General features: G+C 39.3%; 27 protein-coding genes and 1 pseudogene. 23 read left to right on the top strand and 5 right to left on the bottom strand.

All coding sequences use genetic code 11. The annotated features are described in order from the left end of the window. Window positions 1-221 precede the first annotated feature (221 nt). From ADJ60_RS02255 to ADJ60_RS02185, 15 genes and pseudogenes are all read left to right on the top strand, one after another. Window positions 222-887, top strand: coding sequence for a CPBP family intramembrane glutamic endopeptidase (locus ADJ60_RS02255; RefSeq protein WP_023948227.1), 666 nt, complete (start codon window positions 222-224; stop codon window positions 885-887). A gap of 71 nt (window positions 888-958) precedes the next feature. Next, entirely contained in the window at window positions 959-2,185 is a 1,227-nt protein-coding gene (locus ADJ60_RS02250) for an MFS transporter (protein WP_000862437.1), read from the top strand. Window positions 2,186-2,328: 143 nt separating this feature from the next. Then, the gene (locus ADJ60_RS02245) at window positions 2,329-2,550 is read left to right on the top strand and encodes a TetR/AcrR family transcriptional regulator (protein WP_004250194.1); all 222 of its coding nucleotides are present in this window, start codon (window positions 2,329-2,331) and stop codon (window positions 2,548-2,550) included. Between the two features lie 49 nt (window positions 2,551-2,599). Further along, a complete protein-coding gene (locus tag ADJ60_RS02240; protein ID WP_000036821.1) occupies window positions 2,600-3,112 on the top strand; it encodes an HdeD family acid-resistance protein in 513 nt (170 codons plus the stop codon). A 125-nt stretch (window positions 3,113-3,237) separates the two neighbouring features. After that, window positions 3,238-3,933 (top strand): AzlC family ABC transporter permease, encoded by a 696-nt coding sequence (locus tag ADJ60_RS02235; protein ID WP_080702812.1) that lies wholly within the window; start codon window positions 3,238-3,240, stop codon window positions 3,931-3,933. Further along, the gene (locus ADJ60_RS02230; RefSeq protein ID WP_000253935.1) at window positions 3,923-4,246 is read left to right on the top strand and encodes an AzlD domain-containing protein; all 324 of its coding nucleotides are present in this window, start codon (window positions 3,923-3,925) and stop codon (window positions 4,244-4,246) included. Before ADJ60_RS02235 ends, ADJ60_RS02230 begins: the two co-directional genes overlap by 11 nt. A gap of 209 nt (window positions 4,247-4,455) precedes the next feature. After that, complete coding sequence (locus ADJ60_RS02225) at window positions 4,456-5,286, top strand: amino acid ABC transporter substrate-binding protein (protein ID WP_049500712.1); 831 nt, start codon at window positions 4,456-4,458, stop codon at window positions 5,284-5,286. 153 nt (window positions 5,287-5,439) lie between these two features. Further along, complete coding sequence (locus ADJ60_RS02220) at window positions 5,440-6,294, top strand: MetQ/NlpA family ABC transporter substrate-binding protein (protein ID WP_049543146.1); 855 nt, start codon at window positions 5,440-5,442, stop codon at window positions 6,292-6,294. A 96-nt stretch (window positions 6,295-6,390) separates the two neighbouring features. Then, on the top strand, window positions 6,391-7,764 hold the full coding sequence (locus ADJ60_RS02215) for a M20 family metallopeptidase (RefSeq protein WP_049543144.1): 1,374 nt from the start codon (window positions 6,391-6,393) through the stop codon (window positions 7,762-7,764). Beyond that, on the top strand, window positions 7,757-8,818 hold the full coding sequence (locus ADJ60_RS02210) for a methionine ABC transporter ATP-binding protein (protein WP_049543143.1): 1,062 nt from the start codon (window positions 7,757-7,759) through the stop codon (window positions 8,816-8,818). The genes ADJ60_RS02215 and ADJ60_RS02210 overlap by 8 nt, the downstream gene beginning before the upstream one ends. Before the next feature lies 1 nt (window position 8,819). Beyond that, window positions 8,820-9,512 (top strand): methionine ABC transporter permease, encoded by a 693-nt coding sequence (locus tag ADJ60_RS02205; RefSeq protein WP_000444647.1) that lies wholly within the window; start codon window positions 8,820-8,822, stop codon window positions 9,510-9,512. Window positions 9,513-9,772: 260 nt separating this feature from the next. Beyond that, a complete protein-coding gene (locus ADJ60_RS02200) occupies window positions 9,773-10,510 on the top strand; it encodes an Rgg/GadR/MutR family transcriptional regulator (RefSeq protein WP_239682349.1) in 738 nt (245 codons plus the stop codon). Window positions 10,511-10,851: 341 nt separating this feature from the next. Then, the gene (locus ADJ60_RS02195; protein ID WP_049543139.1) at window positions 10,852-12,786 is read left to right on the top strand and encodes a protein kinase domain-containing protein; all 1,935 of its coding nucleotides are present in this window, start codon (window positions 10,852-10,854) and stop codon (window positions 12,784-12,786) included. Next, window positions 12,783-14,027 (top strand): hypothetical protein, encoded by a 1,245-nt coding sequence (locus tag ADJ60_RS02190; RefSeq protein ID WP_049543137.1) that lies wholly within the window; start codon window positions 12,783-12,785, stop codon window positions 14,025-14,027. Before ADJ60_RS02195 ends, ADJ60_RS02190 begins: the two co-directional genes overlap by 4 nt. Window positions 14,028-14,043: 16 nt before the next feature. Further along, window positions 14,044-14,283: pseudogene (locus tag ADJ60_RS02185) on the top strand (ABC transporter permease); the annotation flags it as partial. Between the two features lie 89 nt (window positions 14,284-14,372). Here the strand turns inward: ADJ60_RS02185 and ADJ60_RS02180 are convergent. Continuing rightward, on the bottom strand, window positions 14,373-14,942 hold the full coding sequence (locus ADJ60_RS02180; protein WP_049543133.1) for an MptD family putative ECF transporter S component: 570 nt from the start codon (window positions 14,940-14,942) through the stop codon (window positions 14,373-14,375). Window positions 14,943-15,076: 134 nt separating this feature from the next. On the opposite strand from ADJ60_RS02180, the gene ADJ60_RS02175 reads away from it, so the two are divergent. From ADJ60_RS02175 to nrdI, 5 genes are all read left to right on the top strand, one after another. Next, on the top strand, window positions 15,077-15,691 hold the full coding sequence (locus ADJ60_RS02175) for a YesL family protein (protein WP_049543131.1): 615 nt from the start codon (window positions 15,077-15,079) through the stop codon (window positions 15,689-15,691). After that, a complete protein-coding gene (locus ADJ60_RS02170; protein ID WP_342585570.1) occupies window positions 15,669-17,339 on the top strand; it encodes a sensor histidine kinase in 1,671 nt (556 codons plus the stop codon). The genes ADJ60_RS02175 and ADJ60_RS02170 overlap by 23 nt, the downstream gene beginning before the upstream one ends. Window positions 17,340-17,350: 11 nt before the next feature. Further along, complete coding sequence (locus ADJ60_RS02165) at window positions 17,351-18,637, top strand: response regulator transcription factor (RefSeq protein ID WP_049543129.1); 1,287 nt, start codon at window positions 17,351-17,353, stop codon at window positions 18,635-18,637. Between the two features lie 61 nt (window positions 18,638-18,698). Beyond that, the gene (locus tag ADJ60_RS02160; RefSeq protein ID WP_023946835.1) at window positions 18,699-19,232 is read left to right on the top strand and encodes an ABC transporter permease; all 534 of its coding nucleotides are present in this window, start codon (window positions 18,699-18,701) and stop codon (window positions 19,230-19,232) included. A 77-nt stretch (window positions 19,233-19,309) separates the two neighbouring features. Further along, a complete protein-coding gene (nrdI, locus tag ADJ60_RS02155) occupies window positions 19,310-19,774 on the top strand; it encodes a class Ib ribonucleoside-diphosphate reductase assembly flavoprotein NrdI (protein WP_049543128.1) in 465 nt (154 codons plus the stop codon). 46 nt (window positions 19,775-19,820) lie between these two features. Here the strand turns inward: nrdI and ADJ60_RS02150 are convergent, their stop codons facing one another. Both ADJ60_RS02150 and ADJ60_RS02145 read right to left on the bottom strand, forming a co-directional pair. Next, the gene (locus tag ADJ60_RS02150) at window positions 19,821-20,279 is read right to left on the bottom strand and encodes a DUF3021 domain-containing protein (RefSeq protein WP_049543126.1); all 459 of its coding nucleotides are present in this window, start codon (window positions 20,277-20,279) and stop codon (window positions 19,821-19,823) included. Continuing rightward, window positions 20,276-20,716 (bottom strand): LytTR family DNA-binding domain-containing protein, encoded by a 441-nt coding sequence (locus ADJ60_RS02145; protein WP_049543124.1) that lies wholly within the window; start codon window positions 20,714-20,716, stop codon window positions 20,276-20,278. Before ADJ60_RS02145 ends, ADJ60_RS02150 begins: the two co-directional genes overlap by 4 nt. Before the next feature lie 311 nt (window positions 20,717-21,027). Between ADJ60_RS02145 and mutL the strand changes: the two genes are divergently transcribed. From mutL to ADJ60_RS02130, 3 genes are read left to right on the top strand one after another with little or no spacing between them, the layout of a single operon-like run. After that, entirely contained in the window at window positions 21,028-22,977 is a 1,950-nt protein-coding gene (gene mutL / locus ADJ60_RS02140; protein WP_049543121.1) for a DNA mismatch repair endonuclease MutL, read from the top strand. Between the two features lie 15 nt (window positions 22,978-22,992). Further along, window positions 22,993-23,586 carry a Holliday junction branch migration protein RuvA gene (gene ruvA / locus ADJ60_RS02135; protein WP_049543119.1) on the top strand — a complete coding sequence of 198 codons (594 nt, stop codon included), beginning with the start codon at window positions 22,993-22,995 and terminating at the stop codon, window positions 23,584-23,586. A 9-nt stretch (window positions 23,587-23,595) separates the two neighbouring features. After that, window positions 23,596-24,159, top strand: a complete 564-nt coding sequence (locus ADJ60_RS02130) for a DNA-3-methyladenine glycosylase I (RefSeq protein ID WP_049543117.1) — start codon at window positions 23,596-23,598, stop codon at window positions 24,157-24,159. Between the two features lie 84 nt (window positions 24,160-24,243). Here ADJ60_RS02130 and ADJ60_RS02125 read toward each other — a convergent pair whose 3' ends face one another. Next, complete coding sequence (locus ADJ60_RS02125; RefSeq protein WP_000166114.1) at window positions 24,244-24,507, bottom strand: SemiSWEET family transporter; 264 nt, start codon at window positions 24,505-24,507, stop codon at window positions 24,244-24,246. Window positions 24,508-24,612: 105 nt separating this feature from the next. Next, window positions 24,613-25,647 carry a S66 family peptidase gene (locus ADJ60_RS02120; protein ID WP_049543115.1) on the bottom strand — a complete coding sequence of 345 codons (1,035 nt, stop codon included), beginning with the start codon at window positions 25,645-25,647 and terminating at the stop codon, window positions 24,613-24,615. Between the last annotated feature and the right edge of the window lie 182 nt (window positions 25,648-25,829).

Raw genomic sequence — 25,829 nt, 5'->3', positions numbered from 1 at the left:
CCCACTCCGAAATAAGCAGGAGTATCAGTTGGATTTTTCTTTTCTTCATCATTATATCCCTCCTTGTTAGTAATAACTTTATTATAGCAGGGAAATAATCAAATCTACCAAAATCGCAAATAAGAAATTGCTACAAGAAAAAATGTCAAATATGCGATTTTCTAAAATAAGCTAATTTTCGTGTTATACTATCTTTATTTCATAGTATAGGAGAAAATAGAATGAAAAAGATAATCTCACGCTACTACTTGTTTATAGCTTTTCTACTAGTTATTGCTGACCAGAAGTTCAGTGGTCTAGTTTTACGCAGCAACCTTGTTACTGGTCTATCTGACTTTGCCTACTATTTGTCGGATATGATGTTGAATTTTCTTGTAGTTCTTCTTGCTTTTTTTGCTATGACTAAGTCAGGGAGATGGCAACAAATCAATAGTAGAAAGTTTAAAGGGTCCTATCTTTTCTATTCTTTTCTAGCTCTTCTTGCTTTTGTTATTTGGAATTTTGTTACATTTTTTATTTTTCCACCTACTCGAAATGAAATTTCTTATCAACATGCTGCTCCTACTTTTACAGGAGCTACGGCATTTTTGATGTATTTTTTTTATCCTGTGATTGCAGGCCCCATTTTTGAAGAGATGATTTATCGTGGATTAGTGATGACTGCTCTGGAAAAAGGGAAGAAATGGGGACTGGATGTACTCGGATCAGCTATATTATTTGGAATCTTGCACATTAGTAGTCATGGTTGGGTCTTGACAGACTTTGTCTACTATATGGGTGGCGGCCTTATATTTGCAGTCTTATTTAGAGTAACAAAGTCAATTTATTGGCCTATTGGATTGCATATAGTCTACAATGGCATTGGTCAGCTTTTGATGTTACTGTAATTTTGGTTGTTAGTAGTATCGTGGTCTATCCTTGGGGAAAGATTCCCATTTGAATTCAAAAAGGAGTTGTGATGAAAGTATTTCTTCAAAATAGAGATTTTAGGCAATTAACCATCAACCAGTGGATTTCAACGGTTGGGGATACGATTTTTTATCTGGCCTTTTTGAATTATGTGGCAGATGCATCTTTTGCCCCTTTGGCGATTTTACTGATCACGATTTCAGAAACCCTTCCTCAAGTTCTGCAAATCTTTCTGGGAGTTTTGGCGGATTTTCAACATCATCGTGTCCTAAAATATACAATGATTAGTTTTGCAAAATTTTTGCTTTACTCTATCGTTTCTTTATCACTTTCAGGGCAGTCCTTTTCCTTGTTATTAGTAGCATTTATTTGTCTGATTAACCTCTTATCTGACACATTGAGTTATTTTTCAGGCGCCATGCTCACTCCGATTTTCATTAGAATTATTGGGCAAGACCATCTGGCAGAAGCTATTGGATTTAAACAGTCAACTGTTAGTTTAGTGAAAACAATCAGTAATATTCTAGGAGGAGTCTTACTAGGTATTCTATCTATCCAGTCTATTTCCTTACTGAATGCTCTGACCTTTTTAATCGCATTTTTAGGTATTCTTTTCATAAAAACAGACCTCTTGAAAGTAGAAAAAACGATTAGCTATCAAGAAGGACTCTCTGTAAAATCCTTTTGCCAGCATCTGCTCCAATCATCAAAATTGATATGGAATATGAATAAGGTGCTCTTGGTTTTGTTTATTATCTCTATTAGTCAAGCAGTGATAAATGTTACAGTTCCTGTTTCTACTCTGTTTTTGAGGAATCAGCCCTTTTTGAATTTACAAACAGGTCAATCTCTTGCCTTGTTATCCACCCTTGAATTGTCAGCCCTTATTGTCGGAAGCCTTGTGAGTGGCTATCTGAAGAATACAATCTCCATAAAACTAGCCCTATATGCCTCGCTTATTATCCAATTACTCCTTTTAGTTGGCTTTGTGGCAGTTCGTTTTGACTGGATTCTTATCTTTAGTGCCTTGGATGCCTTTTTCGCAGGTATCCTCTCTCCTCGATTACAGGAACTCATTTTTAAACAAATACCTGAGGAGTCAATGGGAGCAGTTCAATCCTCTATCGGCGCCATTACAGTTGTTTTACCTAGCTTATTTACAATAGCTTTGGTAACCATTGCTACTAGCTTTGGAACTCTGGCAGTTAGCTTTGTTTTATTGCTATTTCTTCTAGCTGCCTTTATCATACTCTTGAATATCCGTGAAAACATTTAGCGAAGAATGTGTATATTATATGTTTGAGACTGGATTCCAGTCTGTTTATGATGGCTACAATCAGCAGACTGTTAAATTTTTGAGAAAGTTGCTTGACATTTTAGACCAATCGGTTTATAATTAAAAAATGTAGAGGTAAATACATGAGAAAAGAAGAAAAAACAAGACTACGAAGAGAGAAAATCATTACCGCTGCTTTGTTTGAATTTGCTACAAAAGGCTATCAAGGTTTTGTCATCAATGAACTTTGTAAAGTGGATGGTATTGCCAAAGGAGTTTTGTATCATAATTTTTCAGGGAAATCAGACCTCTATCTAACTTGGTTTCAGGATATGAACATCAATTATCACAGGTTTTGGATATGATGATTTATGGAATACTAGAGGAAGATTCCTCTAAAAAAGGAGAAAAATAATGTCGAAAATTTGGAAATGGTTGTTACTAATTGCGGGTATTTTTGCAGTTTTTGTAGGTTTTAATATGTTTGCACATCCTCTTATTAGCTTGGCTTCCATGACTTTCTGGTTTGCACTTGTATTTGCAGTTCAAGGGATTTCTGAGATTGTACAATACTTCAAATCAGAAGAAAAGCATGGCTGGAATTTATTTGGAGGAATTGTTACCCTCATCCTCGCTCTTACCTTGTTCTCAGGTAGCTTTATTGAAATGGTAACATTTGTACCATTTATCATTTCTTTATGGGCCTTGACAAATGGTATTACAAAAACTATCGTTGGTTTCAAGGTTCGTAAGACGGATAAATCGGTAGGTACCCCTCTAGTTTGGATGGGGATTTTAGGAATCGTAGCAGGTTTAATCATGATGGGACACCCATTGATGACCGGTCTCTATATTAGTTACACCATTGCCTTTGTCTTTATTTATCAAGGTATTGTGGCAATTGTTCAATTCTTCAAGATTAAATAAGAATAAAATGGAGTCTGTCTGATTACAATCAGCAGACTTTTTTCTCTTTCCTGAATGTGTTATAATAGTCCATGCTGTGGCTGGAACTGATTCAGCCCATTTATTAAGACGATATGAGGAGAAAGATGAAAGAAAAAGGATTTTGGGAGGGGGCGCAGGCAGCCATGCCAACGGCCCTTGGTTATGTCAGTATCGGGCTGGCCTGTGGAATTATCGGTGCGCCCTATGTGACACCTATTGAGATGGGCTTGATGAGCCTCTTTGTTTATGCTGGGAGTGCCCAGTTTGCCATGCTGGCACTGATTGCGGTTCAAGCACCTGTGGCGGCTATTGCCATGACGGTTTTTTTGATCAATTTGCGTCTCTTTTTGTTGAGTTTACACGCATCGACTTATTTCCGTCATACCAGCCTCTGGCAAAATATTGGTATGTCTAGTCTCTTGACGGATGAGACTTATGGCGTTTTGATGGGTGAATTGGCCCATACAGACAAGGTCAATCCTATGTGGATGCACGGAAATAATCTTAACAGCTATGTGGCTTGGTTTGTGGGAACAGTAGTCGGAACGGCTCTGGGTGGCCTGCTGCCAAATCCAGAAATCTTTGGCTTGGATTTTGCCTTGGTTGGGATGTTCATTGGAATTTTTGCTTCGCAATTCCAGATTATGCAAAGACGGATTCCTGTCCGCAATCTACTGATTATCCTAGCAGTTGTTGCGGTGTCCTTCTTTTTGCTCTTGACAGTGGTGTCTCAGTCGCTAGCTGTTCTGTTTGCGACGCTACTTGGTTGTACAATGGGGGTGGTTTTAGATGGTCAGTAAGTATCTTTTATTAGCAGTTATTTTCTCTGGCTTGGTGACCTGGATTCCCCGTATGATTCCCTTCATCTTGGTCAAGTATAAGGGTTTGCCTGCAATCGTTGAGCGTTTTTTGAAGTTCTTGCCCGTTTCTATTATCTTTGCCTTGATTCTTTCAAGCGTAGTAACAGGTAAGGTTGGGAGCCTTCCTCAAATCAAATGGCTGGATTTCTTAGCCGTCTTTCCAACAGCTTGGGTAGCCTTTCGTTATCGCAATCTAGTCGGCACAGTTCTCTTTGGAGTAGTCTTAATTGCACTCTTGCGTTTGGTCTTTTAATACTCTTCGAAAATCAAATTCAAACCACGTCAGCGTCGCCTTACCGTACTCAAGTACAGCTTGCGGCTAGCTTCCTAGTTTGCTCTTTGATTTTCATTGAGTATAAATCAGCCATAAAGAAAACCTATCACAGAGATAGATATCATATAATGGCGTAAATGCTCTTTTTCTGTTAAGATTATAAGGTATTCTATTTTGGAGGAAATGACATGAAAAAAATCGTTAAATACTCATCTCTTGCTGCCTTAGGACTTGTTGCTGCAGGTGTGCTAGCAGCTTGCTCAGGTGGTGCTAAGAAAGAAGGAGAAGCAGCTAGCAAGAAAGAAATTATCGTTGCAACTAATGCTACACCAAAACCATTCAACTATGAAGAAAATGGCGAATTGACTGGTTACGAAATTGAAGTGGTTCGCGCTATCTTTAAAGACTCTGACAAGTATGATGTCAAGTTTGAGAAGACAGAGTGGTCAGGAGTCTTTGCAGGACTTGATGCCGACCGTTACAATATGGCTGTTAGCAACATCAGCTACACTAAAGAACGTGCTGAAAAATACCTTTACGCAGCTCCAACTGCTAAAAACCCTAACGTTCTTGTAGTGAAAAAAGATGACCCTAGCATCAAATCGCTTGATGATATCGGTGGAAAATCAACAGAAGTTGTTCAAGGGACAACATCTGCTAAACAGCTAGAAGATTACAACAAACAACACTCAGATAATCCAACTGTCCTAAAGTATACTAAAGCGGACTTCCAACAAATCATGGGACGCTTGAGCGATGGCCAGTTTGACTACAAGATTTTTGATAAAATCGGTGTTGAAACAGTCATTAAGGACCAAGGTTTGGACAACTTGAAAGTTATCGAACTTCCAAGCGACCAACAGCCTTACGTTTACCCACTTCTTGCTAAAGGTCAAGATGAGTTGAAATCATTTGTAGACAAACGTATCCAAGAACTCTATAAAGATGGAACGCTTGAAAAATTGTCTAAACAATTCTTCGGAGATACTTATCTACCAGCAGAAGCTGATATTAAATAATTTCTTGAGATCATCCATTCTGAGTAAGATGGGTGATTTCTCAATTTTTAGGGATATAGTTTTAAACTATATATCTGGCTATCTAATAACAATTTGTGAAATCAAACAAATTGTGAGATACTAGTACGGTATTATTTTTAAGGAGAAAGAATCATGAAAATTAAAAAATGGCTTGGTGTAGCAGCCCTTGCTGCAGTCGCAGGTTTGGCTCTTGCAGCTTGCGGAAACTCAGAAAAGAAAGCAGACAATGCAACAACTATCAAAATCGCAACTGTTAACCGTAGCGGTTCTGAAGAAAAACGTTGGGACAAAATCCAAGAATTGGTTAAAAAAGACGGAATTACCTTGGAATTTACAGAGTTCACAGACTACTCACAACCAAACAAGGCAACTGCTGATGGTGAAGTAGACTTGAACGCTTTCCAACACTATAACTTCTTGAACAACTGGAACAAAGAAAACGGAAAAGACCTTGTAGCGATTGCAGATACTTACATCTCTCCAATTCGCCTTTACTCAGGTTTGAATGGAAGTGACAACAAGTACACTAAAGTAGAAGACATCCCAGCAAACGGAGAAATCGCTGTACCGAACGACGCTACAAACGAAAGCCGTGCGCTTTACTTGCTTCAATCAGCTGGCTTGATTAAATTGGACGTGTCAGGAACTGCTCTTGCAACAGTTGCTAACATCAAAGAAAATCCAAAGAACTTGAAAATCACTGAATTGGACGCTAGCCAAACAGCTCGTTCATTGTCATCAGTTGACGCTGCTGTTGTAAACAATACCTTCGTTACAGAAGCAAAATTGGACTACAAGAAAGCACTTTTCAAAGAACAAGCTGATGAAAACTCAAAACAATGGTACAACATCATTGTTGCGAAAAAAGATTGGGAAACATCACCTAAGGCTGATGCTATCAAGAAAGTGATCGCAGCTTACCACACAGATGAAGTGAAAAAAGTTATCGAAGAAACATCAGACGGTTTAGATCAACCAGTTTGGTAATAAGAAACAGGGAGGTGGGAGAGAAAATTCCACCTCTTGCTTTTGTATAGAGCATGGATTGTCAGGAAGAGTAGTTCATAGAAAGGTAGAGAGAATATGGTTTTTCCTAGCGAACAAGAACAGATTGAAAAATTTGAAAAGGATCATGTGGCCCAGCATTATTTTGAGGTTTTGCGTACCTTGATTTCTAAGAAGTCGGTCTTTGCCCAACAGGTTGGACTTAAGGAAGTCGCCAACTATCTGGGTGAGATTTTCAAACGTGTTGGGGCTGAAGTGGAGATTGATGAGACTTATACGGCTCCCTTTGTCATGGCGCATTTCAAGAGTTCGCGCCCAGATGCTAAGACCTTGATTTTCTATAACCACTATGACACTGTGCCAGCGGACGGGGATCAGGTCTGGACAGAGGATCCTTTTACGCTTTCGGTGCGCAATGGCTTCATGTATGGGCGTGGGGTTGATGATGATAAGGGTCATATCACAGCTCGTTTGAGTGCTTTGAGAAAATACATGCAACACCATGATGACCTGCCTGTCAATATCAGTTTTATCATGGAGGGAGCGGAGGAATCGGCTTCGACAGACCTAGATAAGTATCTAGAAAAGCATGCGGATAAACTCCGTGGTGCGGATTTATTGGTCTGGGAACAAGGAACCAAAAATGCTTTGGAGCAGTTAGAAATTTCTGGTGGAAACAAGGGGATTGTGACCTTTGATGCCAAGGTGAAAAGCGCTGATGTGGATATCCATTCTAGTTATGGTGGGGTTGTGGAATCAGCTCCTTGGTACCTCCTTCAAGCCTTACAGTCTCTTCGTGCGGCAGATGGACGTATCTTGGTTGAAGGCTTGTATGAAGAAGTACAAGAGCCAAATGAACGGGAATTGTCCTTGGTGGATACCTACGCTCAACGAAATCCTGGGGAAATCAGCCAGATTTATGGTTTGGAATTGCCTCTTTTACAAGAGGATCGTGCAGCCTTTCTAAAACGTTTCTTTTTTGAACCAGCCCTTAATATCGAAGGGATTCAGTCAGGTTATCAAGGGCAAGGAGTTAAAACGATTTTGCCTGCAGAAGCTAGTGCCAAGCTAGAAGTTCGTTTGGTTCCTGGCTTAGAACCGCATGATGTTCTGGAAAAAATTCGGAAACAGCTAGACAAAAATGGCTTTGATAAGGTAGAATTATACTATACCTTGGGAGAGATGAGCTATCGAAGCGATATGAGCGCGCCAGCTATTCTTAATGTAATCGAGTTGGCCAAGAAATTCTATCCACAGGGCGTTTCAGTCTTGCCGACTACAGCAGGCACTGGGCCTATGCATACGGTATTTGACGCCCTAGAGGTGCCAATGGTGGCCTTCGGTCTAGGAAATGCTAATAGCCGGGACCACGGTGGAGATGAGAACGTGAGAATCGCCGATTACTACACCCATATTGAATTAGTAGAGGAGCTGATTAGAAGCTATGAGTAGAGATATTATCAAGTTAGATCAGATCGATGTGACTTTTCATCAAAAGAAGAGAACCATCACAGCGGTCAAGGATGTGACCATTCACATCCAAGAAGGGGATATCTACGGAATCGTTGGATATTCTGGAGCAGGGAAATCAACCCTTGTACGGGTGATTAACCTCTTGCAAAAACCATCTGCAGGGAAAATTACCATTGACGATGATGTGATTTTTGATGGCAAGGTGACTTTGACGACCGAGCAGTTGCGTCGTAAACGTCAGGATATCGGAATGATTTTCCAGCATTTTAACCTGATGAGTCAAAAGACGGCAGAGGAGAATGTAGCCTTTGCCCTTAAACACTCTGGACTCAGCAAGGAAGAAAAGAAGGCTAAAGTAGCTAAGTTGTTGGACTTGGTTGGCTTGGCAGACCGTGCTGAAAACTACCCTTCACAACTATCTGGAGGGCAAAAACAGCGTGTGGCCATTGCGCGTGCCTTGGCCAATGATCCGAAAATCTTGATTTCAGACGAATCAACTTCTGCGCTTGATCCGAAGACAACCAAGCAAATTTTGGCCTTGTTGCAAGATTTGAACCAAAAATTAGGTTTGACCGTTGTCTTGATTACGCATGAAATGCAGATTGTCAAAGATATTGCCAACCGTGTAGCAGTCATGCAGGACGGGCATTTGATTGAGGAGGGTAGTGTTCTTGAAATCTTCTCAGATCCTAAACAACCTTTGACTCAAGACTTTATCTCAACAGCTACAGGTATTGACGAAGCCATGGTCAAAATCGAGAAGCAAGAAATCGTAGAACACTTGTCTGAAAACAGTCTTTTAGTGCAACTCAAGTATGCAGGTGCTTCGACAGACGAGCCACTTTTGAATGAATTGTACAAACATTACCAAGTAACGGCTAATATCCTCTATGGCAATATCGAAATCCTCGATGGCACTCCTGTTGGAGAATTAGTTGTGGTCTTGTCGGGTGAAAAAGCAGCGCTAGCAGGTGCCCAAGAAGCCATTCGCCAAGCAGGTGTGCAGCTAAAAGTATTGAAGGGAGGACAGTAAGATGGAATCATTGATTCAAACCTATTTACCAAATGTTTATAAAATGGGCTGGGCTGGTCAAGCAGGCTGGGGAACAGCCATCTACCTAACCCTCTATATGACAGTTCTTTCCTTCATCATCGGAGGTTTCTTGGGGTTAGTGGCAGGTCTCTTCCTTGTCTTGACTGCGCCAGGTGGTGTCTTGGAAAATAAGGTCGTTTTCTGGATTTTGGATAAAATCACCTCTATTTTCCGTGCGGTGCCATTTATCATTCTCTTGGCAGTCTTGTCACCCTTCTCACACCTAATCGTAGGAACAAGTATCGGGCCAAATGCGGCTATTGTACCCCTATCTTTTGCAGTCTTTGCCTTCTTTGCCCGTCAAGTACAGGTGGTATTGGCTGAACTGGATGGTGGTGTCATTGAGGCGGCTCAAGCGAGCGGGGCGACATTCTGGGATATCGTAGGTGTTTATCTATCCGAAGGTCTTCCAGATTTAATCCGTGTGACGACTGTGACCTTGATTTCACTAGTTGGTGAAACAGCTATGGCTGGTGCGGTTGGAGCTGGTGGTATCGGTAACGTGGCCATCGCTTATGGATTTAACCGCTACAATCACGATGTGACCATCTTGGCAACCATCATTATCATCTTGATTATCTTTGCAATCCAATTCTTGGGAGACTTCTTGACCAAGAAATTGAGCCATAAATAAAAAGGGCTAGGCAATCTGTACATCATTCATAGAAGTTGTCGTATAGTCAAGACTTAAAATTCTCTGTACTGGTTGCTATCAATCGTCGCTTCTATGAGTTAGAGAGTTAAGAATTGTGGGGAGTCAATATGCAAAATCTGGGAGAAGTTTTTAAAGAATTGAGAAAGAGTCGCAATGTATCTCTACAGGAGGCTACGGGAGGAGAGTTTACTTATTCCATGCTGAGCAAATTTGAGCGTGGAGAAGCAGACTTATCCTCTATGAAATTGATTACTGCTTTAGATAACATCCACTCTGATTTGAATGAATTTATGTACTTGGTACGTGGTTTTTCTCAGAAAAAGGTTTTGGCTTTTCAAGAAAATCTCTGGGATCTATATGACAGAGAAGGGATTGATTCTCTACATTCCTTGTATGAAGAGACGACTCAAAAGTATAGATCAAGTGATGAAACAAGCTATCTTTTACAAATGATTCGTATCAAAAGCCTTCTTGTGTTTTTTGATTCAGAAATAAGAGCAACGGATGAAGAACTGACTTTTCTCTATGATTATTTTTTTACTATTGATATCTGGGGAAATTATGAATTAGAACTATTTTCAACGATTTCTACTTTGTTCCCTCTGCCCCTCTATTTTAAATATTCTAGGGAGATGTTGCAAAAGACGGATTTATTAGGCTCTTTACCTAGTAACAAAGTTGGTATTGACACCATTTTAATTAATGGACTCTTTAAAGCGATAGAGGAAAAGGATAAATTAAAAGCAGATTATTTTATCTTTCAGATTGAAAAACGAGAATTGCCAGAATCTCAAGCTTATCTTAAAATCATTTATATGATTGCTAAAGGGTATTATGATACTATTTTTAATGTAAAAAATAAGGGTCTTGAAAAAATCCAGAGAGGCATTACAATCTTACAAGATTTAGAGTATGTAGATGGTGCAAGATACTATGAAAACTATTTTGCAAATCAGCTTTCAAATAAAGATTTGTAATATATTCTCGTTACATCGACTGATGAAAAATAAATAGCCTTGTAGATGGATTGATAATTAGTAGTTTCTAGGCGCTAGAGTTTCTATTTTCAGAAAAAATATATTACAAAAAAGTGGGGAGCTCCACTTTTTTTGTTATACTGGTTCCATAAAACAAAGGAGGTAACAGAAATGACAAAATTTGCAATGACTGCATCAAAACATGCAGAACCAGTCAAAGAATTTGTAGCTACTTACAAATGTTCAGTTCATAAAGGATAATGAACTCAGATTGGCAATATTTTATAAGGAGTATAGATTTGTATATCATACTCCTTTATCTATTTGTAAAAAGGTGAACTATGGATAGAATGGACTTCACATACTATAATGATAATTTATATAAATTGGAAGAATTTGGTTTTAAAATTCATATTTCTGCTACTATAAAGAATTATACACAAGTATTTGATATAGTTAGTAAGTTGCTAGAACGAGAAAGAACTATGTATAAATGTTTGTCTGACTTTGATAAAATTTATAAAAATTTTTCAGAAAATGAATCATCTGCAGAATCAGGGAAGTTTATAACTATTTATCCAAAGAATAGAGAGCACTGTATAGATTTACTTGAAAAGCTTTATCAAAAAATACCTTGTGATTTCCAAGGTATTTATATACTAAGTGATAGAAAATATAAAAATTCAAATAATATTTTCTACAGATTTGGATGTAATATTGTTAATGAAGCGCATTTAATTGACGGCTTACCTAGTATGTATGGACCAGATGGGGAAGTTTGGCAAGATTATCAAAAATCTTATTTTGACTTACCTGAATGGATTGAAGATATTCAAGAACCTCAAATATTTGAAGATACATACATGTCTAATAATTATGAAATAAATTCAATAATAAAATCTAGTAATGGCGGTAATATCTATTTAGCTAATTCAAAAAAATATAATAGGAAAGTTGTGATAAAGGAATGCCGTAATTTCGTTTTATCATATATAAATGTAGAAAAGAGGGAGTTTAGAGAAAGAGAGTGGGAGTTATCTAAGAAGCTAATCAAATATATTCCCAAATCGCTTGAAAATATTAATGAATGGACAAATGGATATTTTATTTATGAATTTATAGACGGCTACACATTAAAAGATTTTGTAGATGATTATAACTTATATTCTTATTCTAGTAGTGACATTATTAAAAATTACTCCAATTTTCTTACTTTATTAAGAATTTTTGAAAAAATAATTGAAGTGGTTGAATACTTTCATAAAGAAAATATTGTGCTGAATGATATTCATTCAGATAATATTCTGATTACAGAAATGTTAGATTTGTATTTTATTGACTTAGAAAACTCATATCAATCATCTGAATCTCCGACAGTGGGTATTTATAATGACATTTGTTTAAAAAAATGGAATTGTATAGAAGGTAAAAAAGCAGATTGTTATAAAGTTGCAAACTTGATGTTATTTTTACTGGGGAGATTACACTTGAGAGAAGAAGAAGCTTTAAAAACTAATAAAGTAAAAGAATTACTTATTCAAAAAGGAATAGTAACGAACATAGATATTCTAATAAATTATCTATTTAGTGATAATCCAGATATACATACTGCTAAAAAAATATTTTCAAATATATATGCAGAGAGACAGAAAGAAACAAAAATTATGTCCTCAAGTACGGCATTTATACCACTAAGTGACGAAGAATTTCTGAATTTATTAGAGTCAAGATTTGATTTTACAGAAAGTATAGATATAACCTCTGATGAATCGTTGGATATATTTGATAGTTTTAATACTTATGGTTTAAATGGTTTATCGGGATTTTTAATTTTTTTACATAAAATTTCTTTCAGCAGATCTACTATAAGTAGAGGTATTGAGATTGTATTATCTAATCTGTTAGACATAGGTGGTAGAAAATTTTTGAAAAATTCTACCACAACAGTTTCTCCTTATTTGTTAGATGGAACATCTGGGGTCATAAGAATGTTGTTATATATTGATCCATTTAAATACAAAGATATTATTTTGGATCTGAGCTCGAGTATATTGGTTGAGTATGCTCAGTTTTCTGGATATTGGATGGGAATGGTTGGGTTAGCAGATACTCTGTTAGCAGTTAACAAATATTTTCCTAATAATGAATTTATTGTAGTAGCAAAAGAATTATTAATAACTAGTTCTATTCTAAAGGACGTGGAGTCAAATACAGAAAATCTTATTCCTAGAGTGAAGATTGATAGTTTACTGGATTGCCAAGGAGGCCTGTTATGAAACTATTCTTAAGACATCATTTATTTAGAATACTTACCCTATCAAGGTTTTTGAGCTCAAGTGGAGCTTATATTTATAATCTGGTATTTATCGTTTATGCTGCGAGTCTACCCTTTAAAAATATAGCTGTATTTATGGCGAATATGATTACGATTTTACCTTTCCTATTTACTTTTTATGTTGGGATTAAGGCTGATCATACTCGGAATAAAGCAGGGACAATTATCTGGGTTGGTTGTGTGCAAAGTCTACTATTTCTTTTGATTGCTAGTGTGATTCATGACCAGAACTTCGTAACGTTTGCTTTTATCTGTATGGTTAATATCTGTTCGGATGTTTTATCAGATTATACAGCAGGCCTGCGTATGCCGATTATCCAGCATAATATTTCGGAAGATAAGCTCTATGAAGCTTATTCCTTTACTCAGTTTGTTTCCTATTTATCAAATCTAGGAGGTCAAGCCTTAGGAGTATGGTTACTCACAACCAGTCATCAAAATTTTTCTTTTGTTGCAATTGTGAACGCTGGCTTCTTTTTACTATCTTCTCTTATTTTGTTCAAAAATAGAAGAGAATTGACGCATTTGTCTGTAACGATAGAGAATGAGCCTATTCGTTTGCTTCAACAAGTTAAGGCAATCTATGCGGACATGGATGATATATTTAGACAGAGAGAAAGTAAATCATTGTTTAAAATGATTCTTGTCATTTTGGTAATGAATACTTTGGGAGGAGCTGTTGGAGGTATTTATCACTTTTACTTATTAGACCATACTATCTATCATCTCAGTTATGCTCAAGCCCTATTTTTAATTGAATGTGTCAGCTTGGGAGGGGCTATTCTTGGTAGCCTAACTCCCCATGATTATTTTGGGAAATTGTCTTTCTCAAGTTTGTTATCGCTTAATGCAATTCTGTTTGTCTTGCTTGCCACTGCTAATATTTTAGATTTTTCTCCTCTAGTAGGTGTTGCTTGCTTAGCCTTTGTCATGTATTTGATGTCGAAATCAATGCCTAAATTAGATACTCTGTTATTGTCTAATTTGAGTGCGGATGTATTAGCTCGAAGTAATAATCTCTTGAGTATGATTTTTTCCCTAACATTACCCTTGGGGATGTCTGTATTTTCCTTCTTAGCTTTACAAGATATCAGGCTTTGTTGGTGGGTCTTTTTAGCAGGGAGTGTGATAGGATTCATTTTATCGTTAGAAAAAAGAAGTTTTTTGGGTAAAAAAGTTTAACCTAGGGCAATCAGGCTTACTAGAAGGTCTTCTAGATTTGATCCGTGTGACGACTGTGACCTTGATTTCCCTTGTTGGGGAAACAGCTATGGCTGGTGCGGTTGGCGCTGGTGGTATCGGTAACGTAGCCATCGCTTATGGATTTAATCGCTACAATCACGATGTGACCATCTTGGCAACTATCATTATCATTTTGATTATCTTTGCAATCCAATTCTTGGGAGACTTCTTGACTAAGAAATTGAGGCATAAATAAAATAGGCGCCATAATATCCATAGGGGATTTACCCACTACAAATATTATAGAGCCAAATAAAAAAGAGCCGCCTGGCTCTTTTTTAGTAATCAGATTTTCTGTGCAAATTTTTTACTTAAGGCTTGTCCAATCAAGGCACCCAATAGGGCTCCGATGACTACACTTGCAACAAATAGAAGGATGGTTCCAGGATTTGGCGCAACCATGATACGGTCGATATATTCTTGGGATTTTCCTCTTGCCAGAAGAGTAGCCATATAGGCTTTGGGCGCAATCCACATAAGTAAGATTGGACCAGTTGTGCTAAAGGCAAAGAGAATGAAAGAAAGGAAGTTCTTTGTTTGGTCCTTGTATTTTCCGAGGCTAGCTACTGCATCTGCTAGGAGGCCACAGATAATTCCAGGAAGGAAGGCACCAGCACCGTGTTTAGTTCCCAAGAAAAAGAGAGCAATGACAAGGCCGATAGTGGTAATGGCTCCAAAGCGTGGAACTTTTGCGACCAGAATCATATAGACGCTACCGCCGACAAGGGCAGTAAAGGCAGGCGCATAAAACATGTTTCCAGTTTGGTCAAAGAGATTGCCCAAAAGGACACCAACCCCCATGCAGAGGAAGTAAAGAACTGCAAAAAGCAGTGTAGTTAAGATAGATTTTTTCATGAATTGTCTCCTGATCATTTTTTCACAATTCTCATTGTATCACGGTTTGATGGGATTGTAAATGGGCACTAGAATTTTTTGAAAACGCTTGAAATATGATATAATAGTTTCATAGTTATTTTTAGGAGGATATCATGGGGAGATTTTTAGACTTTGTCTTTAATCGTTTCTTTTTAGGGATGATTGCGACAGCCTTCTTTTGGTTATTAACCTTGGTGGGAGGGGTTATCCTTGGTCTAGCGCCGGCTAGTGCCACCTTGATGAGCTTGTATGCAGAACATGGTTATAGCTTTCGGGAATACAGTTTGAAGGAGGCGTGGTCTCTTTATAAGCAAAATTTCGTCTCAAGCAACCTGATTTTCTATAGCTTTTTAGGGGTGGATCTAGTTTTGGTCTATGGCCTGTATCTCTTGGTGCAATTGCCTCATCAGACTATTATTCATTTGATTGCGACCTTTTTGAATGTTCTAGTAGTTGCCCTGATCTTTTTGGCTTATACAGTATCTTTGAAATTACAAGTTTATTTTGACTTGTCTTATCGAAATAGTCTCAAACTATCCTTGATTGGCATCTTTATGAGTCTAGCAGCTGTGGCCAAGGTTCTCCTTGGAACTGTGCTACTTGTGGCAATTGGTTACTATATGCCTGCCCTACTTTTCTTTGTAGGAATTGGGATGTGGCATTTCTTTATCAGTGATATGTTGGAACCGGTCTATGAAAGTATCCATGAAAAATTGGCGACAAAATAGAATGAAGCAGTTTTGGCTACATACGCTTCTAAGAACCTACAGTTCAGTTATGATGATTATTATTGCGAGTTTTGCAATCTTACTCTCTTACGCTGACTGGGATTCACGGGAAAAGGAAGCTCAAAGAGTAGCCCAACGTGTAACCACTCGAACAGTTGATGAGGTGGAGTATTATTATCGGGAGTCAGCCCAACTGGCGCAAGATTTAGTAGCCAATCAAGACCGGATACAAGGGATTTATAAGTACTTTAGCTTGTCAACTTCTGAGTATTTTTATTGGCTGTTGGAGCATCAAGCAACTTCGTCAACTTCTATTTCTCTGTATGAAAATATTGATGATCTTTATGTCCAAAATGACTCTATAACGGGTGTTGCAATCGTCTTGCAGGATTTTAAAGAAGTTTATGTGTCAACAAGGGATAAAAGAAGTGGTCATGTCTTGCCTGCTGAGGCCTTTAAACCAGAGGTCAATAGTTTTGGCATTCCAGTTCTGGACCCAGCAACGGATCAGTCTATAGGAGTGGTATACATCTCCTTGGATCCAGAAGTTTTATATCATGCCATTGACAATACCCGAGGTCATATTCCGATGGCTGTTACTGTGACATCACCATTTGATACGGAGATTTTTCATATTGGTGAGAGGGTCAATAGGGAACATGAGAACTGGTTTGTTGGTGTGACCTCTCATGGCTATCAGGTTCAGGTGGCAGTTCCCAAAAATTTTGTTTTACAAGGAACGGTGACCAGCTCTGCTTTGATTGTGGGCTTGAGCCTTCTCTTTATTGTCATTCTCTATCTGACTTTGAGGCAGACCTTTGCTAATTATCAAAAGCAGGTAGTGGATTTGGTGGATTCCATCCAAGCTATTGCCCAAGGGCAAGAAGGTCTTCGCATCGATACGCTTGAAAAGGATCAGGAATTGCTCTTAATCGCAGAGACCACCAATGATATGTTGGATCGCTTGGAAAAGAATATCCATGATATTTATCAGTTAGAGCTTAGTCAAAAAGATGCCAATATGCGGGCCTTGCAGGCGCAAATCAACCCTCATTTTATGTATAATACGCTGGAGTTCTTGCGTATGTACGCAGTCATGCAAAGTCAAGATGAGTTAGCAGATATCATTTATGAGTTCAGTAGTCTCTTGCGTAACAATATTTCTGATGAAAGAGAGACTCTTCTCAAACAGGAATTAGAATTTTGCCGTAAATATAGTTATCTCTGCATGGTTCGCTATCCCAAGTCCATTGCCTATGGTTTCAAGATAGATCCAGAGTTAGAGAATATGAAGATTCCTAAGTTTACCTTACAACCTCTGGTTGAAAATTATTTCGCGCATGGTGTTGACCACAGACGGACAGATAATGTGATTAGCATAAAGGCGCTTAAACAGGATGGTTTTGTAGAAATTTTGGTGGTCGATAATGGCCGTGGAATGTCGGTTGAAAAACTGACAAGTATTCGAGAAAAATTAAGTCAGAGACATTTTGAACACCAAGCCAGTTACAGTGATCAAAAGCAGTCTATCGGGATTACCAATGTACATGAGCGTTTTGTGCTCTATTTTGGGGACCGCTATGCCATTACGATAGAGTCTGCGGAGCAAGCAGGTGTTCAGTATCGTATTACAATTCAAGATGAGTAGAAAGGGAGAAAATGTATAAAGTATTATTAGTAGATGATGAGTACATGGTGACAGAAGGTCTGAAACGTTTGATTCCCTTTGATAAGTGGGATATGGAGGTCGTCGCAACAGCCAATCATGCCGATGAAGCCCTAGAATATGTTCAGGAAAATCCCATCGATGTCATCATTTCAGATGTCAATATGCCCGACAAAACAGGGCTTGATATGATTCGGGAGATGAAAGAAATCTTACCAGATGCAGCCTATATCCTGCTTTCAGGTTATCAGGAGTTTGATTATGTAAAAAGAGCAATGAACCTTAGTGTGGTGGACTATTTGGTTAAGCCTGTTGATAAGGTAGAGTTGGGTAATCTGCTAGAGAAGATTGCAGGTCAGCTCGGCGAGAGAGGGAAGAAAAGTCAGACCCTTAGTCAAGATTTAGATGAGGCCGGATTTGTTAGTTATTTAGGGGATAAGGAGAATTGGTGGATAGGTCTATCCAAGGAAAAACAAGGTTCTTTCACCATTCCCTACTATGTCTTGGGTAAAGACTGGCAGATTTTTATTTCTGATCAACCCCTAGATGGTTTAGTCGTTACTCCCTTTGAAGCTCCTTATCAAGAACACTTTGAACGCTGGAAGCTGAATGCTGAGAAAGCCCTCTTTTACGGTTCTGTAAATCTAAAACAGTCTGAGAGTCTCTTTGCCTATTATGAACCGATTTATAGGGTTATCATTCAGGGGAATCTCAATCAAATCGTGGAAGAGTTGAACCTTTTGGAGAAGGTGGTTCTTGAAAATACGCCGCGTGTTCCCATTACCAAACAGCTTTTTATCCAGTTTGTCATGGATGTCTTTCATTTGTTTGAACACCTAAAAGCTGATGATATGACGGACATTGTCAAAACGATTCATGCTATTCAAACCTTTGATGAATTGGTTCCTTATATCAAGGAAACTCTGACCCGATTCTTTGGGCAATATCGAATGAATGAAAATGTGGTTAGTGTGCTAGAAGTCATTGGGCGTGATTATCAAAAAGAACTTTCCCTCAAGGATATCAGTAAGGATCTTTTTATCAATCCTGTCTATCTGGGTCAGTTGATTAAGCGAGAAACCAATTCTACCTTCGCAGAGTTACTAAATAAACAACGCATTAAGGCTGCCCAACAGCTCTTGCTTTCAACTAGTGACAGTATCGAAGATATTTGTTATGCTGTTGGTTACAGTAATGTTGGATATTTCTATAAAGTGTTCCGAAAATTGTGCGGAAAATCGCCAAAAGCTTACCGAAAACAGGTAGAAACGACACTATAATATTTGTATCCCTTTACAAAAAGTGCTATAATAATCAATAATAACATCAGGAGGTTCTATCATGAAAAAGAAACCAATTTATCTATGGGTCTTGCTCATCTTGTCTGCCCTTATTTCAGCTACGTCTCTGTTTGAACTTTTGAAGCCCTTGCCTAGTAAAGAAGTCCTTCGTGCTGCTCAAAAACAAGTTGCAGGGGTCAGTGCTCAGCAGGTAGAAGATAGCATTAATTTTAGCTATAGAGTGGCAGAAGCATCTCATTCTATTTTTAATGTGGCCTTGGTTGTACTATCTGCTATTTTAGTGGTAGTAGCGATTGTATTCCTTGTTCGTAAGAATTTGCAGTATGCAAACTATACTTATGTCGGCTATGTTTTGCTAGCCATTATTGGTTCGATTTATACCTATGTGACTTTACAAGACGCTTTGCAGCTGGTTCAAGATGAAACTATTCGTTTGACAATGGGTATTGGTTCAAAAGCTGTCAGCATTTTCTATATCGTCATCAATGTTCTCTTCCTAGCCCTTGTCTTCTACAAGATATGGCGTCAGCAAAAAGCCTTGGCAGAAGAAGAGGAAACAGAAGAACTTGCCTAAGTATTGACAAAAAACAACTATCAAGATACAATCTTGGTAGTTGTTTTTCGATTAAAAATAAAATCATGGAGGTACATATGAAGACAATTTCTTTAGTTTATATCAGTTTGAGTGGCAATACTGAGAGTTTTGTGACCCGCTTGAAAGACTATCTCTTGTCCCAGTACGAGGGAATTGAGGTTCAAAAGATTCATATCAAGGATTTGGTTAAGGACGGCCAAGATTTTTATGAAATGGAGCATCCCTATGTCGCTTTTTTGCCGACCTACCTGGAAGGTGGGAATGGCGTAGATAATGGAGATGTCGAGATTTTGACAACACCAGTGGGGGATTTTATCGCCTATGGAGACAATGCTAGTAAGTGTTTTGGCGTGGTTGGCTCAGGAAATCGTAACTTTAATAATCAATACTGCCTGACAGCCAAGCAATACAGTCAACGTTTTGGTTTCCCTGTATTGGCTGACTTTGAAATGCGAGGCATGCTGGAAGATATCAAACGTGTCGCAGCTATTATCGCAGATTTGTATGAGTTGGAAAGTTGAGCTTAGGCTTGACTTTTTATTATTCCAAGTGGTTTTATCAGCACTCTTACTTTTTATGCTTCAAGAGTTGATTGATATGGTTCACTTTTTTAGCTTCTCTTTTATAGAGAATAGCCCAAATGATGAGGTAGACAATCGCAAACTCGATAATGAGCTGGAGATAGAAGATCCAGTGGAAAGGGAACCAACCTGCTAGAGTTGCTAGTGGGACAAAGCCAGCCAGCATAAGGAAGAAATGGGAAAGCGTCGCACGAAGCATGCTCCAGTCACGGCTGAATAATCGTTTACCAAAGTTGAAGAGAATACCGATGGCTGCCCAGATAAGAGTACAGTAGAGCAAGACCAGGGCACCGTGAACCTGGTGCTGAGCCATCACTTGGCCGATGATAGAGTAGGGATTTAGTGGTGCGTAGGTATTTGGTGCATAAATGAGTGAAAAGATGATAGAGAGGATGAGGCCGATAAGAACACCGGTGGCTGCGTCGTGAAATACTTGTTTTTTCATAGTTCTAATTTCTCCTTGATGGTTTTTAGATAACGGCGTGAAGAGTAGGTGAAGCTTTCGTTTTTCAAGAAAATTTCTACTAGGCCGTTGGGGGTGAGCTTGAGATGAGAGATGGAATCGATATTGATGATTTCTGATTGGGAAATTTGGATAAAATTGCTTGGCAAGAGTTCAAGAACCTGATAGAGTCGCAAATCAATGCTGTAGGTCTGACTCGCTGTTTCTGCTAGAACCTTCCGATTTTCGATATAGAAGCGCTGAACCTTACCAATCTTAACTAGATAGACCTGATTATCGATTTTCCCTTTAATTGTTTCTGTTCGGTCCAGATTTTCTGCGAACTCGATGACTTTTTGGACTTTATCTGTCGGCTGAGGTGCTTGAACAATCAACTTTTCCTCCTCGTAAGACTCGCTAATCTGTAGTTCTACTTTCATAGTTTTCTCTCCTTGTTTTTCATACAAAATTAATCTCACTTCTTGTACATCTTTATTAATACTCTTCAAAAATCAAATTCAAACCACGTCAGCGTCGTCTTGCCGTACTAAAGTACTGTCTGCGCCTAGCTTTCTAGTTTGCTCTTTGATTTTTATTGAGTATACCACTATTTTATGCTCCCTGGCAAGGGACTTTGTTTATGTGGAGGGATTTGGCTCCTATGTGGCGCTTGCTTTTCTGTCCTGTCTGAAATATGGTATAATAGCACTAATCAATTTCTAGGAAAATAGATACAGAAAGGGGCTGAAAGATGTCTCATATTATTGAATTGCCAGAGGTGCTGGCAAACCAGATCGCGGCAGGAGAGGTTATCGAGCGTCCAGCTAGCGTTGTTAAGGAGCTGGTAGAAAACGCCATTGACGCGGGTTCTAGCCAGATTATCATTGAGATTGAGGAAGCTGGTCTCAAGAAAATTCAAATTACAGATAATGGTCATGGAATTGCCCACGATGAGGTGGAATTGGCCCTTCGCCGCCATGCGACCAGTAAGATAAAAAATCAAGCAGATCTCTTTCGAATTCGGACGCTTGGTTTTCGTGGTGAAGCCCTGCCCTCTATCGCGTCTGTCAGTGTACTGACTCTGTTGACGGCGGTGGATGGTGCGAGTCATGGGACTAAGCTCGTCGCACGTGGGGGAGAAGTAGAAGAAGTCATCCCAGCGACTAGTCCTGTGGGGACCAAGGTTTGTGTGGAGGACCTCTTTTTCAACACGCCTGCCCGCCTCAAGTATATGAAGAGCCAGCAAGCGGAGCTGTCTCATATCATTGATATTATCAACCGTCTGGGCTTGGCCCATCCTGAGATTTCTTTTAGTTTGATCAGTGATGGCAAGGAAATGACGCGGACAGCAGGGACTGGTCAACTGCGCCAAGCAATCGCAGGAATTTATGGTTTGGCGAGTGCTAAGAAGATGATTGAAATTGAGAACTCTGACTTAGATTTCGAGATTTCAGGCTTTGTTTCCCTGCCTGAGTTAACTCGGGCTAATCGCAACTATATCAGTCTCTTCATCAATGGCCGTTATATAAAGAACTTCCTGCTCAATCGTGCTATTTTAGATGGTTACGGAAGTAAGCTCATGGTGGGACGCTTTCCGCTGGCTGTCATTCATATCCATATTGACCCTTATCTAGCGGATGTCAATGTGCATCCAACCAAGCAAGAGGTGCGGATTTCCAAGGAAAAAGAATTGATGGCCTTGGTTTCAGAAGCTATTTCTAATAGTCTTAAGGAGCAAACCTTGATTCCAGATGCCTTGGAAAATCTTGCCAAATCGACCGTGCGCAATCGTGAGAAGGTGGAGCAGACCATTCTCCCACTCAAAGAAAATACGCTCTACTATGAGAAAACTGAGCCGACAAGACCTAGTCAAGCTGAGGTGGCTGATTATCAGGTGGAATTGACTGAGGAAGGGCAGGACTTAACCCTGTTTGCCAAGGAAACCTTGGATCAGCTGACTAAGCCAGCAAAACTGCATTTTGCAGAGAGAAAACCTGCTAATTATGACCAACTAGACCATCCAGAGTTAGACCTTGCGAGTCTTGATAAGGCTTATGACAAGCTGGAGCGAGAAGAATCATCCAGCTTCCCAGAGTTGGAATTTTTCGGGCAAATGCACGGGACTTATCTCTTTGCCCAAGGGCGAGATGGACTCTATATCATAGACCAGCACGCGGCGCAGGAACGGGTCAAGTACGAGGAGTACCGTGAAAGCATTGGCAATGTTGACCAGAGCCAGCAGCAACTCCTAGTGCCCTATATCTTTGAATTTCCTGCAGATGATGCTCTTCGTCTCAAGGAAAGAATGGCACTTTTGGAGGAAGTGGGTGTTTTTCTAGCAGAGTACGGAGAAAATCAATTCATCTTACGTGAACATCCTATTTGGATGGCAGAAGAAGAGATTGAATCAGGCATCTATGAAATATGCGACATGCTCCTTTTGACCAAGGAAGTTTCTATCAAGAAATATCGAGCAGAGCTGGCTATCATGATGTCCTGCAAGCGATCTATCAAGGCCAACCATCGTATCGATGACCATTCGGCCAGACAGCTCCTCTATCAGCTATCTCAATGTGACAATCCCTACAACTGTCCCCACGGGCGTCCTGTTCTGGTGCATTTCACCAAGTCGGATATGGAAAAAATGTTCCGACGTATTCAGGAAAATCACACCAGTCTCCGTGAGTTGGGGAAATATTAAACTAAAAGGAAAACTATGTACGAATATTTAAAAGGAATCATTACCAAAATTACTGCTAAATACATTGTTCTTGAAACCAATGGTATCGGTTATATCCTGCATGTAGCTAATCCTTATGCTTATTCAGGTCAGGTTAATCAAGAGGCTCAAATTTATGTGCATCAGGTCGTGCGTGAGGACGCTCATCTACTTTATGGATTTCGCTCAGAAGATGAGAAAAAGCTCTTTCTTAGTCTGATTTCGGTCTCTGGGATTGGTCCTGTATCAGCTCTTGCTATTATCGCTGCCGATGACAATGCTGGCTTGGTTCAAGCCATCGAAACCAAAAACATCACCTACTTAACTAAGTTCCCTAAAATTGGCAAGAAAACAGCCCAGCAGATGGTGTTGGACTTGGAAGGCAAGGTAGTAGTTGCAGGAGATGATCTTCCTGCCAAGGTGGCAGTGCAAGCTAGCGCTGAAAACCAAGAATTGGAAGAAGCTATGGAGGCCATGTTGGCTCTGGGCTACAAGACAACTGAGCTCAAGAAAATCAAGAAATTCTTCGAAGGAACGACAGATACAGCTGAGAACTATATCAAGTCGGCCCTTAAAATGTTGGTCAAATAGGAGCAGAGCATGCCAAAACGTTGTTCTTGGGTCAAGATGACCAATCCGCTCTACATCGCCTATCATGATGAGGAATGGGGTCAGCCCCTCCATGATGACCAAGCATTGTTTGAGTTGTTGTGCATGGAAACCTATCAGGCAGGCCTGTCTTGGGAAACGGTGCTCAACAAACGCCAAGCTTTCCGAGAAGTATTTTATGGCTATCAAATTCAAGCGGTCGCAGAGATGACCGACACCGAACTGGAAGACTTGCTGGAGAATCCAGCCATCATTCGAAATAGGGCCAAGATTTTTGCTACACGCGCTAACGCCCAAGCCTTTCTACGGTTACAGGCAGAATATGGCTCTTTTGATGCCTATCTTTGGTCTTTTGTTGAGGGGAAAACGATCGTGAACGATGTTCCCGATTACCGCCAAGCCCCAGCTAAAACCGCTTTGTCTGAGAAATTAGCCAACGATCTCAAAAAACGAGGTTTCAAGTTCACAGGACCAGTCGCTGTCTTGTCTTTTCTACAGGCTGCAGGGCTAGTTGATGACCACGAGAACGATTGTGAGTGGAAAAGCAGCAATTAGTGAGTATAGGTAACTAGAATATCTGAGAATATAGAAAAAAGCTGAGAAATTTTTCCCAGCTTTTTATATATACTATTAGATTTGTTAGAGTGAAGTCAAAAAAGTGATTCCACCTAAAATAACACCGGCTGAATTTGGAATGATTAGTATCCAATCCTTCTTAGGTTCTTTTGTCCATCCATAAATAACCCAGATTAAGCAAGATATAGCAGCTGATAAAGGTTGAAATGGTTGAGCTTTATTTCCCTGTAAATTAGCGATAATTTGAGGTATGTAGGCAATAAATACTATAATTCCAATAAAGGCACCAATAGAACCTACGATTCGATTAATTTTTTGTTTTGTCATATACACCTCCTTCAAAAGGATATCATAGAAATTAGCGAAATGCAATAAATTCAGATACAAATTGTAACGAAAACCAATACAAAAGCACAAAAATAGAGAAACTATTTATTTTTTGTTATAGTCAAAGCGAATGACTTGTTCCTGTGCATCTACATGAGCATGGACCCCAAAAGGTACAATTGCTCTTGGAGTTGCGTGGCCGACATTCAGATTATAGACAATTGGGGTATTACTGTCTATGGTATCTAATAGTGCCTCTTTATAGTCGTCATAGAAAGTTTCATCCATAGGTTTCCCGACCAAGAGTCCGCTGATGACCTCGAATATGCCAGTGTTCTTTAAAGTCCGCAACATCTTTTTGAAGTCTTCTGGCTCAGGCTTTTCTTCGCTTGTTTCTAGCAAGAGGATTTTTCCTTCCCAGTCTGACAAGTCAGGGAAAAGTTTGTATTTTTGGCAGAGCTCCGTGCTATCTGCGTATCGAGAGTTGTCAAAGATATCGTAGAGGGATTCGAGGCAACCACCGAGGATTTTTCCCTCGAACTGGGCATTTCCTTGCAACAACTCAAAACCGGTATTTGCATGACTGACACGAGGTGTCCCCAGAGATTTGGGACTAAAATCAGTTCGTTCCTCATACCAAACATTGCTAGGGCGGATTTCTGAGATTCTTCCCGTCTCAATCAATTCTTTAAAGTAGTGAAGGCTATAGGGCAGCATTTCCTTGTCTAATTCACAAATGTCTGCTAAAAAGGATTGACCATAAAAAGTCTTGATTCCTAGTTTATGCAACATGAGGTGGTTCATGGTTGTATCCGAGAAGCCAAGAAAAATCTTTTGTTTGATAACTTTCTGTAGTTGGTCATTTTCAAAAAGATAAGGTAGTAAGCGATAGGTATCGTCTCCACCGATGGCGCAGAGGATCATGTCGATGCTATCATCAGAAAAGGCATGAATCAAATCCTCTGCACGCGCTTCAGGATGGTCTTTGATAAAGTCTAATCCTTTTTGCGAATGGGGCAAAAAGGTAGGATTGAGTCCCAAGTCCTTGAGACGTTGGACACCCAAGTCCACTTCGTGTTTGACAAAGTCCTCTCCGATAATGCCACTAGATAAACTAACTATACCGATAGTAGAAATCATATTTTATCCTCCTAGAAATAGATTGAGCCTATTTTATCACAAAAGATAAGAGAAAGCTACGTGGGATGTCAGAAGAATACTTTAAAATCAAAAAAGTAAGTGAAAAAGCAACCGCGCTTGTGAACTGCACCCCAAAAGTTAGACAGAAAAAATCTAACTTTTGGGGTGTTTTTATTATGAAA

Source organism: Streptococcus pseudopneumoniae (assembly GCF_001076775.1).
Lineage (GTDB): Bacteria > Bacillota > Bacilli > Lactobacillales > Streptococcaceae > Streptococcus > Streptococcus pseudopneumoniae_G.
Note: the sequence above shows the minus strand (reverse complement) of the source record. Positions and strands in the feature narration are given on the sequence as shown.

Bases quoted from the DNA above. Each gene is read 5' to 3' on its own strand.
- ADJ60_RS02205 (WP_000444647.1), top strand. From the start codon at position 8,820: ATGGAATCATTGATTCAAACCTATTTACCAAATGTTTATAAAATGGGC.
- ADJ60_RS02175 (WP_049543131.1), top strand. From the start codon at position 15,077: ATGGGGAGATTTTTAGACTTTGTCTTTAATCGTTTCTTTTTAGGGATG.
- ADJ60_RS02220 (WP_049543146.1), top strand. From the start codon at position 5,440: ATGAAAATTAAAAAATGGCTTGGTGTAGCAGCCCTTGCTGCAGTCGCA.
- ADJ60_RS02170 (WP_342585570.1), top strand. From the start codon at position 15,669: ATGAAAAATTGGCGACAAAATAGAATGAAGCAGTTTTGGCTACATACG.
- ADJ60_RS02225 (WP_049500712.1), top strand. From the start codon at position 4,456: ATGAAAAAAATCGTTAAATACTCATCTCTTGCTGCCTTAGGACTTGTT.
- ADJ60_RS02125 (WP_000166114.1), bottom strand. From the start codon at position 24,507: ATGACAAAACAAAAAATTAATCGAATCGTAGGTTCTATTGGTGCCTTT.
- ADJ60_RS02130 (WP_049543117.1), top strand. From the start codon at position 23,596: ATGCCAAAACGTTGTTCTTGGGTCAAGATGACCAATCCGCTCTACATC.
- ADJ60_RS02230 (WP_000253935.1), top strand. From the start codon at position 3,923: ATGGTCAGTAAGTATCTTTTATTAGCAGTTATTTTCTCTGGCTTGGTG.
- ADJ60_RS02150 (WP_049543126.1), bottom strand. From the start codon at position 20,279: ATGAAAAAACAAGTATTTCACGACGCAGCCACCGGTGTTCTTATCGGC.
- ADJ60_RS02210 (WP_049543143.1), top strand. From the start codon at position 7,757: ATGAGTAGAGATATTATCAAGTTAGATCAGATCGATGTGACTTTTCAT.
- ADJ60_RS02245 (WP_004250194.1), top strand. From the start codon at position 2,329: ATGAGAAAAGAAGAAAAAACAAGACTACGAAGAGAGAAAATCATTACC.
- ADJ60_RS02240 (WP_000036821.1), top strand. From the start codon at position 2,600: ATGTCGAAAATTTGGAAATGGTTGTTACTAATTGCGGGTATTTTTGCA.
- ADJ60_RS02120 (WP_049543115.1), bottom strand. From the start codon at position 25,647: ATGATTTCTACTATCGGTATAGTTAGTTTATCTAGTGGCATTATCGGA.
- mutL (WP_049543121.1), top strand. From the start codon at position 21,028: ATGTCTCATATTATTGAATTGCCAGAGGTGCTGGCAAACCAGATCGCG.
- ADJ60_RS02160 (WP_023946835.1), top strand. From the start codon at position 18,699: ATGAAAAAGAAACCAATTTATCTATGGGTCTTGCTCATCTTGTCTGCC.
- ruvA (WP_049543119.1), top strand. From the start codon at position 22,993: ATGTACGAATATTTAAAAGGAATCATTACCAAAATTACTGCTAAATAC.
- nrdI (WP_049543128.1), top strand. From the start codon at position 19,310: ATGAAGACAATTTCTTTAGTTTATATCAGTTTGAGTGGCAATACTGAG.
- ADJ60_RS02250 (WP_000862437.1), top strand. From the start codon at position 959: ATGAAAGTATTTCTTCAAAATAGAGATTTTAGGCAATTAACCATCAAC.
- ADJ60_RS02180 (WP_049543133.1), bottom strand. From the start codon at position 14,942: ATGAAAAAATCTATCTTAACTACACTGCTTTTTGCAGTTCTTTACTTC.
- ADJ60_RS02195 (WP_049543139.1), top strand. From the start codon at position 10,852: ATGGATAGAATGGACTTCACATACTATAATGATAATTTATATAAATTG.
- ADJ60_RS02145 (WP_049543124.1), bottom strand. From the start codon at position 20,716: ATGAAAGTAGAACTACAGATTAGCGAGTCTTACGAGGAGGAAAAGTTG.
- ADJ60_RS02200 (WP_239682349.1), top strand. From the start codon at position 9,773: ATGAAATTGATTACTGCTTTAGATAACATCCACTCTGATTTGAATGAA.
- ADJ60_RS02235 (WP_080702812.1), top strand. From the start codon at position 3,238: ATGAAAGAAAAAGGATTTTGGGAGGGGGCGCAGGCAGCCATGCCAACG.
- ADJ60_RS02255 (WP_023948227.1), top strand. From the start codon at position 222: ATGAAAAAGATAATCTCACGCTACTACTTGTTTATAGCTTTTCTACTA.
- ADJ60_RS02190 (WP_049543137.1), top strand. From the start codon at position 12,783: ATGAAACTATTCTTAAGACATCATTTATTTAGAATACTTACCCTATCA.
- ADJ60_RS02165 (WP_049543129.1), top strand. From the start codon at position 17,351: ATGTATAAAGTATTATTAGTAGATGATGAGTACATGGTGACAGAAGGT.
- ADJ60_RS02215 (WP_049543144.1), top strand. From the start codon at position 6,391: ATGGTTTTTCCTAGCGAACAAGAACAGATTGAAAAATTTGAAAAGGAT.